This is a genomic window from Ruegeria atlantica (assembly GCF_947495585.1).
GTDB classification, from domain to species: Bacteria; Pseudomonadota; Alphaproteobacteria; order Rhodobacterales; family Rhodobacteraceae; genus Ruegeria; species Ruegeria atlantica_G.
Genome location: NZ_CANLZK010000007.1, coordinates 121,163 through 138,107, shown reverse-complemented (window position 1 = coordinate 138,107; position 16,945 = coordinate 121,163). Strand labels below are relative to the sequence as shown.

Below are 16,945 nucleotides of genomic sequence, written 5' to 3'. Positions count from 1 at the left end.
ATGAAAAAACTGATCCCGGTCGTCCTTCTTTTCGCCGGCTTGGGTGGCGGCATCGCGGCAGGCGTGTTTCTGGCCCCTTCGGACAAAAAGGCAGACGTTGCCAAAGATATGAACGTCGAGTCAAAACAAGACAAGACTAGGAAGAAAGACCCGAATACCACGACAAATAAGTCCGGCAAAGCGGACAAAAAGGAAGGTTCGGGTTCTTATGAGTATCTGAAGCTGACCAAGCAATTCGTGGTTCCGATCGTGGAATCTGATCGGATTGCAGCACTTGTCACCATGTCGCTAAGCCTTGAGGTCACACCTGGAATGGCCGAGCCGTTCTATGCCTCGGAACCCAAACTTCGTGACCGCTTTTTACAGGTGCTGTTCGACCACGCCAATACCGGTGGTTTTGACGGGAATTTCACCCGCTCGGATAACCTGGGGGTCTTACGCGAGGCACTGCTGGATGAGGCGCGCAAGGATTTTGGGGACGATGTTTCAAAGGTTCTGATCATGAGTGTGAACCGTCAGGATACGTGACGGGTCGGCGGGCCTTGGTTGGATCACGGGCAGGTCCTTACTGGGGTTTTTTGCATAAATTTGAAACCGCCTGCTTGCGCCCGAATGCGACGCGCAGATTCGCAAGGGCCGTCAGCTTTTGTGCTCGTAACCGCGCAAGTTGCATGTTGAGCTGCCTGCGTGTCGCCGATTCCCACCCGTTCCAGAGAACATCCGTTCCGGTAACACGGTAGCCTTCTGCAGACGCTGTCTCTTGCCGGGTTTGTTGGACTTGGGCGTCAAGTCGGGCCAATTGCTGTTGTACCCGTGCCTCGGCCTCCAGCAGCGGGCGCAGGGATTGGTATTCTCGCTGAAACGAGGCTTCGGTCACTTTGGCCAGATCCTGCAGCTGTGTGCGTTGCATCAGATTTGCCCCTTCACCCGTTTGCGCATCGCCTCAGCAAACCGGATCGCAGCGGCGACGGGGCGGTAATGTTCTTCCGAGATCTGCTGCCCGATCTCGACCGTGGCATGCAGAGCACGCGCCGTTGGCGGATCCGGGTGGATTGGGACGCCGGCATGCCCGGCGGCCTCGCGAATGGCGGCTGCGACGGAATCCACGCCCTTTGCCACGCAGACCGGTGCCGATCCGGCGGTCCGGGACCATTTCAGCGCGACGGCAAAATGGGTTGGGTTGACGATTACAACATCGGCTTTTGGTACCTCGGCCATCATCTGATTGGTTGCGATGTCCTGGGCGCGCTGGCGGCGCTGCTGTTTTACATGCGGGTCGCCTTCGGCATCTTTGGTCTCATCCTGGATTTCCTTGCGCGACATCCGGTTCTTGCGCATGTGTTCGGCGTATTGCCAGACATAATCGATCACCCCGATGGTCAGAGCCACCGCAATGACGATGAACATGAACCGAATTAGCAGATTCATCATAAACATCACTGAAGACTGGGCTTGCGTCGCGCTTGCAGACAGAATCTCGCTGAGGTTGGCGCGCAGAAAAAGCGCCAGGCATGTGCAATAGATCACCAGTTTTGCAAAGCTCTTGGCAAATTCGAACAAGCCGCTGCGTCCAAATTTGTTCTTCGCATTGGACGGTATCGAAATGCGCGACAGCTTGGGTTTCAGTTTGGTGGGCGCAAAAACAAGCGCACGTTGCGAAATCAGGCTGAGCAGGACGGCGGCAGCAGGCAGGCCAAATAGGACCGGAACAGACCAAGCAGCCGCCTGAAGCATCCCCCCCACGGGGCTGGAAGCCGAACCTGTTGTCAGCAGTTGGCCAAAATCATCAGCCTGATCAATCAACACGACGAACAATGTGCCCATACGGTCCACAGCGAATTGCCCCGCAGCAAATATGGCAATCAGCAAACCGACATAGGCCGCTACGACGTTCAGATCGTTGGACTTGGCGATTTCCCCTTTTTCGCGCGCCTTCTGCAGCTTTTGCGGTGTCGCCTCAAAGGACTTGTCACTGTCGTCGTCCTGACCGCTCATCTTGCAACCTCAAGTGTGTTCACAATGAAGGCGAACAGGGCATCGGACCACACCGACAAGATCAAAGGGGTGCCCGCAAACAGCAGAAACAAACCCGCGAAGGTGATCGCGGGGGCGCCGACAAAGGCCACCATCAACTGAGGCATCGCCCGGTTTATGACCCCGAGCGCAAGGTTATAGATCAGCGACGCGATAACAAAGGGCATGGCCAGGCTGAACGCCAGACCAAAACTGCGCGCGATATGTTGCACGCCCCACTGCGACAGGTCCGGTGCCAGTGGAACAACGCCCATTGGAAACAGCGTGTAACTGTGGATCAAGAACTGCGCGACGCGGATGTGCAGGCCCAGCAGAACCGCCAATGTCAGACCTGCGAGTGTCAACAGATATCCCATTGCAGGAACAGGATCGACAGCGGCCCCGCCTAGAATCTGTGACAGCGATGTCGATTGCGCCGCTATGGACCCCGCAGTTTGCAAGGCCAGCACGAACAAACGCAAACCAATGCCCATTGCCAATCCGACAAGTGTTTCGGTGCCAATCATTCGCACCAAAGGCAAAACCCCTTGCCCGTGGTCGGGCGCAGGAACAGCTGGCGTAACGATCAGTGTAAATGCCGCGGCGATCCCCAGCTTGACGCGGGTTGGAATGCTGCGTTCCCCGAAGGCGGGTAATAGCGAAACCAGCGCCGACACGCGCAGGAAGACGGCAAAGAGATGCCACAGACCATCTGCCAGTTCCGGCAGCAACGCTGGAGGCACGGTGATCATGCGGGTACTGTTCCGACCAATGCGGGTCTGGCCTCGAGCCCGATTTCCTCAAAGGACAGGACCGGATTCGACACCCCCCGCGCCTGCGCGATCGTGCGCAGCAGTCGACGTCGGCGGGTGGAAGTCACGACCGCCGGGAACACCCCGTGATCGGCGGATTGCGAGACGGTTTCGACGACACCATCTGCCAGTTTGTTGAACAGGTTCGGCGGCAGGGCGACATCCAATCCAGCGTTGGGCGCGTCGATCTGGTACGAGGCAAACGTGTCTTCCCATTCAGGTGCAAGCTGGATCAGCGGAATGGAACCGTCTCCCCGCTTCATGTCGGCAACCAACTGGAAACCCAATCTCTGCCGGACCAGTTCGCAAATCCCTTCAGGTTGGGTCGTCGTCAGGCGCGCCTCAGCCACAGTTTCAAGGATCAGGGCCATGTTACGGATCGAGACTTTTTCCTCCAGCAGCAGTCGCAATACAGAATGTAACGTGTCGATCGGCACCTTGTCCGGGATCAGCTCGTCCAGCAGCTTGCGGTTCGCTTCAGCCCGAACCGGATCGCTAAGCCGTGTCATCTCGGACAGCAGGCGGCGCAGGGATTTCAAAGTCAGCAGCCGCGCGAAGTTCTGTTTGATGATCTCAAGCAGATGGGTCGCCAAAATCTCGGGGGGAGAAACGATGGTCGCGCCGCTCAGCGCCGCGGCTTCCTGATCCTTTGGTAGAATCCAGCGCGCCGGGGCGCCATAAACAGGTTCGGTCACATCATTGCCTTCGGGCAGCATGTCATGGCCGTCCTGCACCAGCGCCAATACCAGATCTGGGTTGAGAACACCGCGCGCCTGCTCGACCCCCTGTACCTTGATCACATAGGTTCCCAGTGGAAGTTCTGCCCGGTCGGTCAGGCGGATGTCAGGCAGGATCAGTCCAAAGCCCGAGGCGACATATGTGCGCATATTGGCAATTCGTGCGTCCAACCCGGTGCCGTGGTTGAGAACCATGCTGACAAGATCAGGGGCGAATTCCAGATGAACATCATCCAGATCCAGAATGTCCCCGATGGCTTGGGAAACCGGGGTTTCATCCTCGGATGAAGGTGCCTGTTCCGCGTCTGTTTCGGCCTTTTGTTTGCGGTGAACCGAGTATGCCGCATACCCCAGAACGCCCGCGCCGAGGATGAAGGGCAGAAAGGGCAGGCCGGGCACCAGCGCAAACAAGACCATCAGCATGGCCACTGTGCCCAAAGCGGCCGGATGCCGACCCAATTGTGAAAAAATCGCGCTGTCGGTTGCACCCTGAGTACCACCCCGCGCCAGCAATAGCGCCGAGGCGATCGAGATGATCACCGCGGGGATTTGCGAAACCAACCCGTCGCCGACAGTCAGAATGGCATAGGTCTCAAACGCGGCAGAGATGGGCATTCCCTGCACGATTACGCCCATAATCAGGCCCATCACAAGGTTCAGAAGCGTGATCAACAGCCCCGCAACCGCATCCCCCTTGACGAATTTCGAGGCCCCGTCGAGTGAGCCGAAGAACGTGGTTTCCTGCTGTTCTCGCTCGCGGCGCTCTTTCGCTTGCTGATGATCAATGGCCCCGGCGGACATGTCGCTGTCGATGGCCAGCTGTTTGCCAGGCATTCCGTCCAGAGCAAACCGCGCGCCGACCTCGGCCATGCGGGCCGCGCCCTTGGTGATGACCATAAAGTTCACGATCAGCAGCACACCAAAAACGACGAGGCCCAGAAAGATGCTGCCGCCCATAACAAAATTCGCAAACCCCTCGATCACGTCTCCGGCAGCACTGGGGCCGGTATGGCCCTGACCGATGATCAGCTTGGTCGAGGACACGTTCAGCGACAGCCGCAGCATCAGCGAGGCAAGCAGGATGGTTGGGAAGGACGAAAAATCCAGCGGGCGTTCGATGAACAACGTCAGAGTGAAGATCAGAATCGCCAATGCAAATGAAGCGGACAAGCCAACATCCAGTACCCATGCGGGCATCGGCAGGATCATCATCACGATGACAGTCATCAACGCCAGCGCCAGCAGCACGGTCGGAGAGAAAAGCGAACGGGCGTCGATCTCGGGCACACAGAGCTCCTAGTTGAACTGGATAAAGGCCGTCGCGGCACCAGCCACCGGCACCAGCGATCCCATCGCGCCAGTGTTGGCAGGCTCTGCCCGAGGTGGAATTAATGGATCGGCAGCCCCGGTAAACGGATCGCGCGTCGCAAATGCGTTTGGAGTTTGCTGATCCAACTGAGCCAGAACGGTTTGAAAACGCGTCACGTAGGTGTTTGCCAAAACGGGTGTGCGCGAGTGATAGGCCCCGGCGGCAGCGTTCCACGAGCCCAGCTCGGTATACAGCTCTTTCAGAAACCGCGCGGCATATGTGGCGTTTTCATCGGGATCGAACATGGCGTCGATCGAGCGGAACGCCTTGCCGTGCCAGCGGTAGTTGATCTGGAAACACCCGATATCAAAGCTGCGTTTGCCTGCTTTGAAGATGTCGAACACATATGATTTTGCCTCGAACTCTGAGGTGAACCAAATGCCCTTTCCTTCAACATTGATCGTCCAGGGCCAGGGTTGCAGTACCCCGTCAACCGTGCGGCCTGTTTCAACCCGGGCAATGGCGCGCATGACATCCAGCGGCACACCTTCGGACCGGGCGGCGCGCTGGGCGGCTTGGTCGCAGGTGTGGGCCGTTTGGGTGTTGGGCATGGCAAAACCCTGCGGCGCAGCCAACAGCGTCACCAGGGTCAGTCCTAAGATCGTTCGATATGGCATTCTGCCGGTCCGGGATTCTGATCAGTCCGGGCCAAGCTAGCTGTGTCAGGGTTTACAGAGGGTTATCGACTACTCAGTTTCGGTCGATCCGGCGGCCGAACACGACACTGGTGTTGGTTCGCAAAACCCCGGGGATCTTTGCCAATTCGTCGACCAGTATGTCCAGATCCTCGATTCTGGGGGCTTCGGCGGACAGCAGCAGGTCGAATTCCCCATTGATCGACAGGCAAAGTTTGACCTCGGGATAAGTTTCCAGCCGCTTGATAATACGTTTGGTCTCTTTTTGCTGAACCTCAAGCAAGACAACGACCTGAACGCGCGGGGCGTCTTCAGGGGCGCTCAGAACCACCGAATACCCGGCAATCACGCCGCGTTCTTCCATCCGTTGGATGCGTTCGTGCACGGTGGTCCGGGCCACACCCAGTTTCGCCGCGATCTTGGTCGTAGATTCGCGGGCGTTGTGCTGCAGGGCTGTGATGATGCGGCGGTCAAGCTGATCCATAGGGCCAAGGTGTAGTGCAAATACCTTGGGATGCTCAAGGTTTGTCAGCGTGTTCGTCCGACGTGATTTTCTGCTTGGAGCGCGGCCAGATCAGAAGCGCAACACCAAGCCCCAAAAGGGCCGCCATGGTCATCCAGATCAATGTCTGTTCGGTTCCTCTGTTGGTCATCAGCCACCCGGCCAGCGGGTACAGTACCAGCCAGCAGGCATGGGACAGGGTGAACTGCGCGGCGAAAACTGCTGGTCGGTCTTCCGGGCGGGCCGTGCGTGTCAGCAGGCGGCCGGACGGCGTCAGAGTGGCTGAATAGCCAAAACCAGCACCCGCCCATAACACCGCGAGCCCCCACAAAGTCATCTGGGTCGAGGCGAACAACCCCGCTGCAACGGCCATCGTGAGTGTCCCGAATGCTGCACCAGCCAGCATAACGCTGCGATCCTCGTAGTTGTTCAGAAGAGACGGCAGTATGAAGGCCGCCGCCATCGAGCCGCCGCCATACCCGGCCAATGCAACGGCCACAGCACTTTCCGACAGTCCAAGATCGGCGCGCACGATGACGACAGTGTTGACGATGACCATCGCGCTGAGTGACGCGGCCGTCCACGTCAGCGCCAGCAAACCGCGCAACCGTGTCGTGCCAAGGTATAGGCGAATGCCCCGGGTTGTCCGGTCGTAAACCCCCCTCCGTTTCGTCGGTTGGGGCGAAGGCAGGGCGACCGACACGACAAGTATTGCCGAGGCAACGAACCCAAAGCTTGTGCCCCAGAACAGGCTGTCAAAGCTAATGTTCAACAACAGCGCTGCAGCCAGAGCGGGACTGAGCAGACTTTCGAGGTCATAGGCCAGCCGAGACAGCGACAGAGCTTTGGTATAGTCCTGCTCATCTGTCAGAACATCCGGGATCGTTGCCTGAAAGGCAGGAGTGAAACCGGCAGATGCCGATTGCAGCAGGAAGATCAACACATAGATCTGCCATATCTCGGTTACGAACGGCAGGCAAAGCGCGACGGCGGCACGCACCAGATCTAGCACCACCAACATTTTGCGTCGGTCCAGCCGTTCCGCAAACGCAGCGGCGAGCGGGGCGACAACCACGTAGGCCACCATCTTGATGGTCAGGGCGGTTCCCAGAACCATACCCGCCGCGTCACCGGCCAGATCAAAGGCGAGCAACCCCAAGGCAACCGTCGCCAGCCCGGTTCCCATCAACGCAACCACCTGAGCCGCCAGTAAATGCCGATAGACGCGGTTCTTCAGGACGCTCAGCATCGGTCAGAGGTACTTTGTGATGGTTTTGAAATCTTCCACGTCCGGGTTTTTGGTTGCGGTCGTTGGTGATAGGCAGTGATCAATATGATCGTGGATCAAAGCCCGCTTGGCGTTGGTAATCGCCTTTTCAACCGCAAAAAGTTGCTGTGCGATGTTGGTGCAGGGCTCTTGATCTTCGAGCATGGATATTACCCGGGCCAGATGCCCGTGTGCCCGTTTCAGACGCGCGTGGATCTGCGGGTGCGATTCGTGTTTGTGCTGTGCCATGCAATAACCCTATCCTCCCCATGGGGATATGGCCAACGTAATCTACGGGTCCCTGCCGCACCGTTATGGATGGCGTTGAGTTTGGGGACCAAACCTCCTATCTCGGGGACGATACCGGACAAAGGACAAGCCCCGTGGCAAACCATCTTTACAAAAACGACCTGCCGGACGGGTTGGATATGGGCCCTGTTGTGGCCATTGACTGCGAGACCATGGGTCTGAACCCGCATCGGGACCGGTTGTGCGTGATCCAGATGTCAGGCGGCGACGGAAACAGCCACATCGTCCAGGTCGAAAAGGGGCAGACCGAGGCCCCGAACCTGTGTGCGATGCTGGAAAACCCCGACGTGCTAAAGCTGTTCCACTTTGGACGTTTCGACATCGCTGCGATGTATCACGCGTTTGGCGCGCTGGCCGCACCGGTTTATTGCACCAAGATCGCCAGTCGGTTGGTGCGCACCTATACGGATCGACACGGGCTGAAGAACCTGTGTCAGGAGCTGATCGGCGTCGATATCTCAAAACAGCAGCAAATGAGCGACTGGGGGGCTGAGACCCTGACCAACGCGCAGCTGGATTATGCGGCTTCGGACGTACTCTACCTGCATCAGCTGCGCGAGGCGTTGGACGAGCGCCTGGCCCGCGAAGGCCGCACCGAAATGGCGCAGGCCTGTTTTGACTTCCTGCCGATGCGTGCGAAACTGGACCTCGCCGGTTGGCCCGAAACGGATATTTTTGCGCACTCATGACCGATACCGAAGCATTCCTGAGAACCGCACGTCAGGTCATCACCGACGAGGCCCGCGCGCTGGACGTGCTGGCCGAAAGCCTGAATGAAGATTTTGCCGAAGCCGTGCAGATGATCCTGCAGGCTCCGGGCCGCATCATCATCAGCGGTATCGGCAAATCTGGTCACATCGGCCACAAGATTGCCGCCACGCTGGCCAGCACCGGTACGCCCGCCTATTTCGTGCACCCGGCCGAGGCCAGCCATGGCGATCTGGGCATGGTGTCGAAAGGCGACGTGGTTCTGGCCATCTCAAACTCGGGCGAAGCGCCGGAACTGGTCAATCTGCTGGCCTTTACCCGCCGCTTTGGCATTCCCTTGATTGGATTGTCCAGCAAGCCGGAAAGCACGCTAATGACGCAGGCGGATGTGCATTTGCTGATCCCGTCGCTGGGCGAAGCTTGCGGTTTTGGCATGGTGCCCTCGATTTCAACCACGTTGACGTTGGCGATGGGCGACGCCCTGGCCATTGCGTTGATGAAATACCGTGATTTCAAGCCCGAGGACTTCCGCGCCTTCCACCCTGGCGGCAAGCTGGGGGCGCAGCTTTCAACCGTGCGGGATTTGATGCACGCCGATCTGCCAGTTGTGTCTGAGGGCACCCCCATGAGCGAGGCGCTGCTGGTCATGAGCCAGAAAAGCTTTGGCGTTGTCGGTGTGACGGATGAGACCGGCCGCCTGATTGGCATTGTGACTGACGGCGACTTGCGCCGAAACATGGACGGTCTTCTGGACAAGACCACCAAAGAGGTCATGACCACCAATCCGTTGACCATTTCCCCGAACGCAATGGCGGAAGAGGCGGTGGCGATCATGAACGATCGCAAGATCACTTCGCTGTTCGTGGTCGACCCCGAGACACAGGGGCCGGCCGAGGGGCTGTTGCATATCCACGACTGCCTGCGCGTCGGATTGGGCTAGGCGGAGGGTAGCGCGGTGGATGGACACTCACGCAGGGTACAGTTCTTCAAGGTGGTGCTGCCTCTGGTGGCCATTGCTATGCTGTCGACTGTGTTCCTGCTGTCGCGCAGCATCGAAACCAATGTGTCCGTCCCCTTCAATCAGCAGGATATCGATGAACGTTTGGCGGATCAGGTGGTGACGCAGCCCAACTACCAAGGAACGACCCGTAAAGGTGAGGACGTTCAGATCGAGGCAAGTCGGGCAACGCAGGGTACTGAGGGCGAAGCGCCAACAGCGGCCGAGTTTCGAGGTCGCTTTGGCCTGCTGAATGGCGGCGTGATCACTTTGGACTCCAACACTGGCATGATCCGTCCGGACAAGAATACAGCTACCTTTGTCGGGGATGTGGTTATAACAACAACGGACGGCATCGTCGTCACGACCGATCTGTTGAACACCGCGCTGGACGAAATTGAGGGCGACACGCCCGGTCAGGTCGACGGAACCGGTATTATTGGTGATTTTACTGCGGGCAGAATGACATTTGGGACTGAAAAAAAAGATGGACCGGTCCATATTATTTTTACAGATGGCGTAAAGTTGGTGTATGAGCCTCAAAAAGCAGAAAGATAACCTGTGTTCTATTTTCGATTAGCCCTTGTAAGCGCTGCTCTGGTAACTGGTGCGATATCTGCGACAGCGCAGGAAACTCAGGTTGCTTTCGGTTCGGCTAATGCCGACCCAAGCCTGCCGGTCGAGGTGACCTCGGAAAAGCTGAACGTAAATCAGGAAGACGGCTCGGCCGAGTTTCTGGGCAACGTGATCGTCATTCAGGGCGAAATGCGTCTGACGGCGGAACGCGTGCTTGTCATCTATAACGAAGACCGTTCAGGCATCGAACGGATGGAAGCGACCGAGGATGTGATTCTGGTCAGCCCTCCGGATGCTGCCGAGGGCGACTGGGCGGAATATACCATCGATTCAGGTGAGATCGTCATGAAGGGCAACGTTCTGCTGTTGCAGGGGCCAAGCACGATCAGCGGCGACCAGATGAACGCCAACCTGACCACCGGCAAAGCAACGATGACAGGCAACGTGAAGACCATCCTGCAGCAGGGGGCCAACTGATGGCTCAGCCAAACCTGACGGTGGCCGAAGGTGCCTCTGGTCTGAAAATCGAAAAACTTCGCAAGTCTTACCGAAAAAAGACAGTGATCCGTGACGTTTCCATGACCTTGGGCCGATCCGAGGTCGTGGCGTTGCTGGGTCCGAACGGGTCAGGCAAGACCACCACATTCTATTCGGTCGCAGGCCTTGTGTTTCCTGAGGCGGGCACTGTTACGATTGACGGTCAGGTTGTCACAACGCTGCCTATGTATCGCCGCGCACGTCTTGGGATCGGATATCTGCCGCAAGAGATGTCGATTTTCCGTGGCATGAGTGTCGAGGACAACATCGCCGCCGTTCTGGATATCACCGTCAACCACGCCCACCGCCGAAAAGAGCGGCTGGAAGAGCTGTTGTCCGACTTCTCGATCGAACACCTGCGCCGCGCACCCGCGCTGGCCCTGTCGGGCGGTGAACGCCGCCGGGTCGAGATCGCGCGTTGTTTGGCAGCAGATCCGAAATATCTGTTGTTGGATGAACCCTTTGCGGGGGTCGACCCGATCAGCGTCGGGGATATCCGCCACCTGGTTGCGGACCTGAAAAAGCGTGGAATCGGCGTGTTGATCACCGATCACAACGTGCGCGAAACTCTAGAGATCGTGGATCGTGCCTACATCCTGCATGACGGTCAAGTCCTGATGTCCGGCACACCCGATGAAGTGGTCGAAAATGAAAACGTGCGCCGGGTTTACCTGGGCGAAAACTTCCGTATTTCATGAGCTTGCGCAGATTTTCGCCGGGCGCATAGCGGAAATCACGTATATACACGCCTGTTTTGATTGACTCTCCCGCCGTCTCTTGCCTCAATTGGACTATGGCATTTCTTCGGTTCCCGACTGGATCACGACGCCCCTTCCTGGAAGGGGGGCCGGTGCGGTTACCGCAGGATTTGCCGATGTCCCCCACCCGATAAAAACAAGCGCGTCGCATTACGTGACGTCAGAAATGGGTGTGAATTGTGAAGGAGATCACATGCGTTACCAAATCAGCGGAAAACAGATCGACATCGGTGCGGCCCTGCAGACTCATGTGCAGACCGAACTGGGCGAGGTCGTGGGCAAATATGCCCAACGTCCTACAGATGCCAACGTCGTCTTTTCCCGTTCAGCGCATGAATATGTATGCGAAACCACAGTGCATCTTTCCACTGGTCTGACCGCTCAGGCCAAGGCACACGCAACCGAGATTTACGCGGCGTTTGAGGGATGCTGCGACAAGATGGAAACGCAGCTGCGCCGTTATAAGCGCAGGCTGAAAGACCACCACAAGGATCGGTCCGAGCCTGTTGAACTCTTCGGAGCGTCGTCTTATATCCTCGCCTCTGACGAATCGGAGACGGCTGACGAGCCCGATACTCTGCAGCCCATGATCGTGGCTGAGATGGAAACCAAGATCCCATCGCTGAGTGTTGGAGAGGCGGTCATGCAGATGGAGCTTGCCGGTGCGCCGGTGCTTGTGTTCCGAAACGAAAACAAGGACGGATTGAATGTCGTGTACCGTCGCGAGGACGGTAACATCGGCTGGATTGATCCGTAACAGGCAAGACTAGCAAGGCACGCCCCTGCAATTGCAGGGGCCCCGCCGTGGAGCGTGATGATGGAGCTTTCGAGCATATTAAAGCCCGAAGCAGTACGTGTGTTGTCCGCCGCTTCTAGTAAGAAGCGGTTGTTTCAGGAAATTGGCGATGTTGCTGCCGGGACTTTGCACCTGGATGCGCAAACTGTCGTCGATTGCCTGCTGGAGCGCGAAAGTCTGGGGCCGACCGGGGTTGGACACGGTGTCGCCTTGCCGCACGCTCGGCTGACAGATCTGGACAGTGTCTCGGGTGTGTTTGTAATGCTCGAAAAACCGATTGATTTTGGATCGGTCGACCGGCAGCCAGTGGACATCGCATTTGCACTGTTTGCGCCGGAAGAGGCGGGTGTCGATCACCTCAAGGCGCTTGCGCTGGTGTCGCGTACACTGCGCGACACGTCTGTTTGCACAAAGCTGCGGGCCAACCCTGATCCGGTCAAGCTTTACGCGATTCTGACCGAAGCGCAGTCCATGCAGGCCGCCTAACTTTGCAGAAATAAAAAAAGCCCCCGAAAGTTGGGGGCTTTTTTCTTCGAGGCGGCTTTTGGTTACCCGCCTGCTCCCATTTCCAGCGTCCACCAGATTTTCCCGCCACCTTCCTGATGCCACGAAAAGCCCATTTGTGAGGCTTTCGGGTCCATGATCACGGCTCGGGGGCCAGGTTCCTGCATCCAGGCGGCCAAGGTTTCGGTTTCGGTCTCATAGGTTTCCGAGATCGCCTCACCCAGGAAAGTCCCGTAATACCCAACGCGCTGCGCGCGATCTATGGGCGACGATCCGTCCGAACCAAAGTGCCAGGGGCGGTTTTGACGCGCCATGTCCTTGGAGTGAGTCGCGGCCGCAGCGTTTAGCTGCGAGTTCAGCTGCACCGCCTGCAAACCCTGAGCCTGGCGCAAGGCATTTACCGAATCCAGCATACGGAACTGGAGCTTTTCGGGGTTGCCGCGAATCTTATAAACCGACGGCAGTGGACGGCCATCTGATCCGTAAGTTGGGGTGCTGCTTGGGGTACATGCAGCCAGCGCAACAAAGCAAAGAAACAGTAATGTGATAATACGCGTCATGATCGACCTGATTATTGTGTCGATATACGGCATAGCGCGCCATGCAGCCTTGGGCAAACCTGCAATGGCTGATTCTTGCATGTTTCTGCCGGTTTGATTTGCGATTGACGCATTCTGGCAATAAAATACGTCAAAATTTCAGGACATCTTTCGCAAAGGACCGGTCACTATGGTCAAGAAACCCATTCATTCATCTAGCCGCCGAGGATTTTTGGCCGGTGCTTCGGCCCTGCTGGCATCGCCGGCGATTGCCCAGTACATTCCAGGTGACCCACTGCGGCCAGCACCCGAGGCCGAGCCAGACGTGCGTCGCAATGTCTCGGGGTTCCGCGCCCTGGATTGGCAGCCTTATTTCTCGAATACGAGAAATGGGGCCATTCTGGTCGATACGGTGTCCCGAGCGCTGCATTATTGGTCAGATGATCAATCTGTTTACAAACTCTACCCCTCATCCGTTCCGCTGACCGAAGAATTGACCCGTCGGGGCCGCACCAGCGTCATCCGCAAAGTTGAGGGTCCCAGTTGGTCACCGACACCTTCTATGAAGAAACGAAATCCCGAATGGCCGGATCATATTCCGCCGGGCCCTGATAACCCATTGGGAACACATGCTTTATACCTGAGTTGGAAATACTACCGGATTCACGGAACGCATGACACGCGCAAAATTGGTCGCCGGTCGTCGAACGGATGCATCGGCCTGTTCAACGAAGATATCGCTGAGCTGTTCTCGATGGCGAAGGTCGGCACGCAAGTGTTGCTTATTTGACGACATTTTCGCGCACGAACCCGCTTGTGGCTCAAGTTGCAATTGCATTCCAGTCATATAGCTGATTAGAAAAAAACCACGAGGTAAGTCTTAGGTGTGCGGATCCGATTGATGGAGCCGTGCAAACTCTGGAGGTTAATATGAAAAAACTCGTTCTCGCCGCTGCATTGACTGCTGCTGCTTCGACCGCTTATGCCGGTAACCTGGAAGAGCCGGTTGTTGAAGCACCGGTTGTTGTAGAGGAAACTCAGGGTTCGTCGCAGGGTATCATCCTGCCGCTGATCCTGCTGGTCGTAGTTGCCGCAGCTGTTGCAGCAAGCTAATTTGACGAGCTAAATCTAGAGAAAAGGCGGTGGAGCGATCCACCGCCTTTTTTCATTTCTTGATGATGGGAAACGGTCAGTCGAGCCAGCCCTTCAGATTGTCTTCGATTACCTTGCCCAGTGCGCCAATGTGCGAATCATCGTCATTGAGGCAGGGGATATAGGTAAAGGTCTGACCGCCGGCCTCTTCAAAGCTTTCCTTGATCTCTTCGTTGATCTCTTCCAGCGTTTCGATGCAATCGGCGGAAAACGCGGGCGCTATCACGGCAATGTTCTTTTTTCCCTGCCGCGCCAGATCAGCCACATGATCCACGGTATAGGGTTTCAGCCATTCCTCGGGACCGAATCGCGATTGGAAGGTTGAGACCAGCTGATCGTCCGACCAGCCCAGCCGTTCCTTCAGCAATCGGCTCGTTTTCGCGCATTGGCAATGATACGGGTCGCCCTGCTGCAAATAGCGCTCTGGCATGCCGTGATAGGAACAGACCAGGACATCCGGATTGGTCTCCAGCGCGGAATAGGCTTTTTCCACTGAACCGGCCAAAGCGTCGATATAAGCAGGCTCGTCGAAGTAGGCTGGAACGGTGCGAGACGCAGGTTGCCAGGCTTCGTTCATCAGCGCGCGGAAGAACTGATCATTGGCTGTTGCAGTCGTCGCGCCAGCATATTGCGGGTAGAGCGGGAAGAATAGGATGCGGTCGCAGCCTGCAGCAACCATCTCACGCACTTTGGATTTGGTCGAAGGGTTACCATAGCGCATGCAGAAATCGACCATCACCTGATCGCCATAACGTTCCTGCATTGCGTCTCGCAACTTGGCTGTCTGGTCCTTGGTGATCGTCATAAGCGGGCTTTCGCCCTTGTCGTGGTTCCAGATCGACTTGTAGGCCTCACCCGAGCTGAACGGGCGCTTGGACAGGATGATGCCTTGCAGAATCGGCTGCCACTTCCACTTGGGATAGTCGATTACGCGCTGGTCCGACAAAAACTCATTAAGATACCGGCGCATCGGCCAATAGCTGTAGTCATCCGGCGTACCGAGATTGGCCAGCAGAATGCCGACGCGGCCCATTTTGACCTTTGGATGGTCTGCGGCGGCGTGATCGGGGCGAGTGGCGTCAAACATCTGATGCTTCCTGAGATTTCTCTGTACTGGCCTGAGATAACCGGAAAAGCCCGGTCGTCAATTGGACAGTTTACCTTCTTTTGTGCCCAGCGCATCCGCAAGCCGGGCTTTGGCTGATCCGGGGCGCAATGGTTTCTGTTGGCTGTCATCGGGAGACCAGCCGGTCAGGCAGATCAATTCATAGGTGGCGGCCAACCGCCCCCCGGGCGTTGAGAAGTTGTCGGCATAGACCTGCTGCGCACGCGTAAAAACCTGTCGCTTGGTGGGTTGTTTCATGCGCCCGGACAGGCTGTTGGTCTCACCCATGGCGCGCAGGTCATGCATCAGGTGCTGCATGTCGCGGTATTCCGCCTTCAGGCGCGCGGTGTCGGCGACCGGCAGCGCAAACCCCGCCCGTTGCAGCAACCCGCCAAGATCGCGCAGCTCGGCCATCGGGACGATACGGGGGCTGAGGCCTCCGGTCACTTCGATTTCGGCCTGTCCCAATGCGGCGCGCAATTCGTGCAGGGTTTCTCCGCCCAGACACACGACCAATAGCAACCCGTCGGGGCGCAGAGCACGGCGACATTGGATCAGTTGCCCAACAGGATCATTGGCCCAATGCAGCGCCATGGCGTGGATGACCAAATCATGCGCACCGGGGGTCAGATCCAGAACCTCATCATCCGCAACGATCCGCGTCCCGGGCAGCATGTCCTGCCAGATATGCGCAAATGGCGTCACGATCGCCGGGGCCGTAAAGGTTTTGTTAACCATGGAGAGCCGATCCTGCACTTCGTCCACAGCGGCACGATGCAGGAACAGGGCCTCATCCTTCGCGCGGGCGCGGTGCCGGGTAAGGACCTGGCGATCAAACAAAGAGGGTGTATTGGACTCAGGCAGTTTCATAGGGCGCAATTATCGCATGTGGCACCGGATTCAAACCGCTGTCGCGCTGATCTATCCGCCGCGCTGTCTGGGATGCGGGGAACTGACCGAATCGGATTTCGGGCTGTGTGGGCCCTGCTGGCGCGAGACGCTCTTTATCGGTGGAGTTGTTTGCGAAAGCTGCGGGGTGCCGTTACCGGGGGTTTCAGACGGTCACCGGATTGAGTGCGACGATTGCTTGGTTGCGCCGCGCCCCTGGCAAGATGGGCGTTCGGCCCTTTTGTACGATGGCAAAGCGCGGTCGCTGGTGCTGGCCTTGAAACATGGTGACAGGCCCGAACTGGCGCGCCCTGCCGCACGCTGGCTGGCGCGGGCCGGGCAAGAGATATTCCGCGAGGGGATGCTGCTTGCGCCGGTTCCTTTACACTGGTCCCGGTTGTTGAAACGCCGGTACAACCAGTCCGCCCTACTGGCGCAGCACCTTGGGAAAGAGGCAGGGCTTGAGGTGTGCCCGGACCTTTTACTTCGCCGCCGAAAGACGCCTGTTCTGGATGGCAAAACAGCGGCAGAGCGGGCTGAAGTCCTTAAAAGCGCGATCATCGCCCATCCAAAGCGGCAAGACCGCTTGCGGGGCCGCGATATCCTGCTAGTGGACGATGTGATGACGTCCGGCGCAACACTGGCGGCTTGCGCGCGTGTCTGCCTTGCATCCGGAGCAAATCATATTTCCGTGTTGACCCTAGCGCGCGTTGCCAAGGATGCCTAATTCGCCCAAGATTA

General features: G+C 57.6%; 22 protein-coding genes. 11 read left to right on the top strand and 11 right to left on the bottom strand.

Annotation, left to right across the window (positions count from 1 at the left end):
- The gene (locus QMP16_RS13755; protein ID WP_282152840.1) at positions 1-528 is read left to right on the top strand and encodes a flagellar basal body-associated protein FliL; all 528 of its coding nucleotides are present in this window, start codon (positions 1-3) and stop codon (positions 526-528) included.
- Positions 529-565: 37 nt separating this feature from the next.
- Here the strand turns inward: QMP16_RS13755 and QMP16_RS13750 are convergent, their stop codons facing one another.
- The 8 genes from QMP16_RS13750 to QMP16_RS13715 form a co-directional block, all read right to left on the bottom strand.
- Positions 566-910: a hypothetical protein gene (locus QMP16_RS13750; RefSeq protein ID WP_282152839.1), complete on the bottom strand. Its 345-nt coding sequence runs from the start codon at positions 908-910 to the stop codon at positions 566-568.
- Positions 910-1,995 carry a flagellar type III secretion system protein FlhB gene (flhB, locus tag QMP16_RS13745; protein WP_282152838.1) on the bottom strand — a complete coding sequence of 362 codons (1,086 nt, stop codon included), beginning with the start codon at positions 1,993-1,995 and terminating at the stop codon, positions 910-912. Before flhB ends, QMP16_RS13750 begins: the two co-directional genes overlap by 1 nt.
- Positions 1,992-2,765: a flagellar biosynthetic protein FliR gene (locus tag QMP16_RS13740; RefSeq protein ID WP_282152837.1), complete on the bottom strand. Its 774-nt coding sequence runs from the start codon at positions 2,763-2,765 to the stop codon at positions 1,992-1,994. Before QMP16_RS13740 ends, flhB begins: the two co-directional genes overlap by 4 nt.
- Entirely contained in the window at positions 2,762-4,849 is a 2,088-nt protein-coding gene (gene flhA, locus QMP16_RS13735; RefSeq protein ID WP_282152836.1) for a flagellar biosynthesis protein FlhA, read from the bottom strand. Before flhA ends, QMP16_RS13740 begins: the two co-directional genes overlap by 4 nt.
- A gap of 9 nt (positions 4,850-4,858) precedes the next feature.
- Positions 4,859-5,548, bottom strand: coding sequence for a lytic transglycosylase domain-containing protein (locus tag QMP16_RS13730; RefSeq protein WP_432653407.1), 690 nt, complete (start codon positions 5,546-5,548; stop codon positions 4,859-4,861).
- A 73-nt stretch (positions 5,549-5,621) separates the two neighbouring features.
- On the bottom strand, positions 5,622-6,050 hold the full coding sequence (locus tag QMP16_RS13725) for an Lrp/AsnC family transcriptional regulator (RefSeq protein ID WP_058273002.1): 429 nt from the start codon (positions 6,048-6,050) through the stop codon (positions 5,622-5,624).
- A 34-nt stretch (positions 6,051-6,084) separates the two neighbouring features.
- Complete coding sequence (locus tag QMP16_RS13720; RefSeq protein WP_282152835.1) at positions 6,085-7,317, bottom strand: MFS transporter; 1,233 nt, start codon at positions 7,315-7,317, stop codon at positions 6,085-6,087.
- A 3-nt stretch (positions 7,318-7,320) separates the two neighbouring features.
- Positions 7,321-7,584, bottom strand: coding sequence for a metal-sensing transcriptional repressor (locus tag QMP16_RS13715; RefSeq protein ID WP_282152834.1), 264 nt, complete (start codon positions 7,582-7,584; stop codon positions 7,321-7,323).
- A gap of 134 nt (positions 7,585-7,718) precedes the next feature.
- Here QMP16_RS13715 and QMP16_RS13710 point away from each other — a divergent pair, with 134 nt between their 5' ends.
- The 7 genes from QMP16_RS13710 to QMP16_RS13680 all read left to right on the top strand — a co-directional run bounded on the left by QMP16_RS13710 (position 7,719) and on the right by QMP16_RS13680 (position 12,502).
- On the top strand, positions 7,719-8,333 hold the full coding sequence (locus tag QMP16_RS13710) for a ribonuclease D (RefSeq protein ID WP_282152833.1): 615 nt from the start codon (positions 7,719-7,721) through the stop codon (positions 8,331-8,333).
- Positions 8,330-9,292 carry a KpsF/GutQ family sugar-phosphate isomerase gene (locus QMP16_RS13705; protein ID WP_282152832.1) on the top strand — a complete coding sequence of 321 codons (963 nt, stop codon included), beginning with the start codon at positions 8,330-8,332 and terminating at the stop codon, positions 9,290-9,292. The genes QMP16_RS13710 and QMP16_RS13705 overlap by 4 nt, the downstream gene beginning before the upstream one ends.
- Positions 9,293-9,307: 15 nt before the next feature.
- On the top strand, positions 9,308-9,907 hold the full coding sequence (gene lptC / locus QMP16_RS13700; RefSeq protein WP_282152831.1) for an LPS export ABC transporter periplasmic protein LptC: 600 nt from the start codon (positions 9,308-9,310) through the stop codon (positions 9,905-9,907).
- A 3-nt stretch (positions 9,908-9,910) separates the two neighbouring features.
- Positions 9,911-10,402, top strand: a complete 492-nt coding sequence (locus QMP16_RS13695) for an LptA/OstA family protein (RefSeq protein ID WP_058272997.1) — start codon at positions 9,911-9,913, stop codon at positions 10,400-10,402.
- Entirely contained in the window at positions 10,402-11,160 is a 759-nt protein-coding gene (gene lptB / locus QMP16_RS13690) for an LPS export ABC transporter ATP-binding protein (RefSeq protein WP_058272996.1), read from the top strand. Before QMP16_RS13695 ends, lptB begins: the two co-directional genes overlap by 1 nt.
- A 253-nt stretch (positions 11,161-11,413) precedes the next feature.
- Positions 11,414-11,977 (top strand): ribosome hibernation-promoting factor, HPF/YfiA family, encoded by a 564-nt coding sequence (hpf, locus tag QMP16_RS13685; RefSeq protein WP_058273067.1) that lies wholly within the window; start codon positions 11,414-11,416, stop codon positions 11,975-11,977.
- A gap of 60 nt (positions 11,978-12,037) precedes the next feature.
- Complete coding sequence (locus QMP16_RS13680; protein WP_058273066.1) at positions 12,038-12,502, top strand: PTS sugar transporter subunit IIA; 465 nt, start codon at positions 12,038-12,040, stop codon at positions 12,500-12,502.
- 62 nt (positions 12,503-12,564) lie between these two features.
- Here the strand turns inward: QMP16_RS13680 and QMP16_RS13675 are convergent, their stop codons facing one another.
- The gene (locus tag QMP16_RS13675; protein ID WP_282120905.1) at positions 12,565-13,080 is read right to left on the bottom strand and encodes a CAP domain-containing protein; all 516 of its coding nucleotides are present in this window, start codon (positions 13,078-13,080) and stop codon (positions 12,565-12,567) included.
- Positions 13,081-13,249: 169 nt separating this feature from the next.
- Between QMP16_RS13675 and QMP16_RS13670 the strand changes: the two genes are divergently transcribed.
- Positions 13,250-13,849: a L,D-transpeptidase gene (locus tag QMP16_RS13670; RefSeq protein WP_109311276.1), complete on the top strand. Its 600-nt coding sequence runs from the start codon at positions 13,250-13,252 to the stop codon at positions 13,847-13,849.
- A gap of 140 nt (positions 13,850-13,989) precedes the next feature.
- Complete coding sequence (locus QMP16_RS13665) at positions 13,990-14,172, top strand: hypothetical protein (protein ID WP_010442520.1); 183 nt, start codon at positions 13,990-13,992, stop codon at positions 14,170-14,172.
- A 76-nt stretch (positions 14,173-14,248) separates the two neighbouring features.
- On the opposite strand, the gene hemH is transcribed toward QMP16_RS13665, so the two are convergent.
- A complete protein-coding gene (gene hemH, locus QMP16_RS13660) occupies positions 14,249-15,298 on the bottom strand; it encodes a ferrochelatase (protein WP_282152830.1) in 1,050 nt (349 codons plus the stop codon).
- 57 nt (positions 15,299-15,355) lie between these two features.
- Positions 15,356-16,186, bottom strand: coding sequence for a methyltransferase domain-containing protein (locus tag QMP16_RS13655; RefSeq protein ID WP_282152829.1), 831 nt, complete (start codon positions 16,184-16,186; stop codon positions 15,356-15,358).
- A gap of 16 nt (positions 16,187-16,202) precedes the next feature.
- On the opposite strand from QMP16_RS13655, the gene QMP16_RS13650 reads away from it, so the two are divergent.
- Positions 16,203-16,931, top strand: coding sequence for a ComF family protein (locus QMP16_RS13650; protein WP_282152828.1), 729 nt, complete (start codon positions 16,203-16,205; stop codon positions 16,929-16,931).
- Positions 16,932-16,945: the final 14 nt, after the last annotated feature.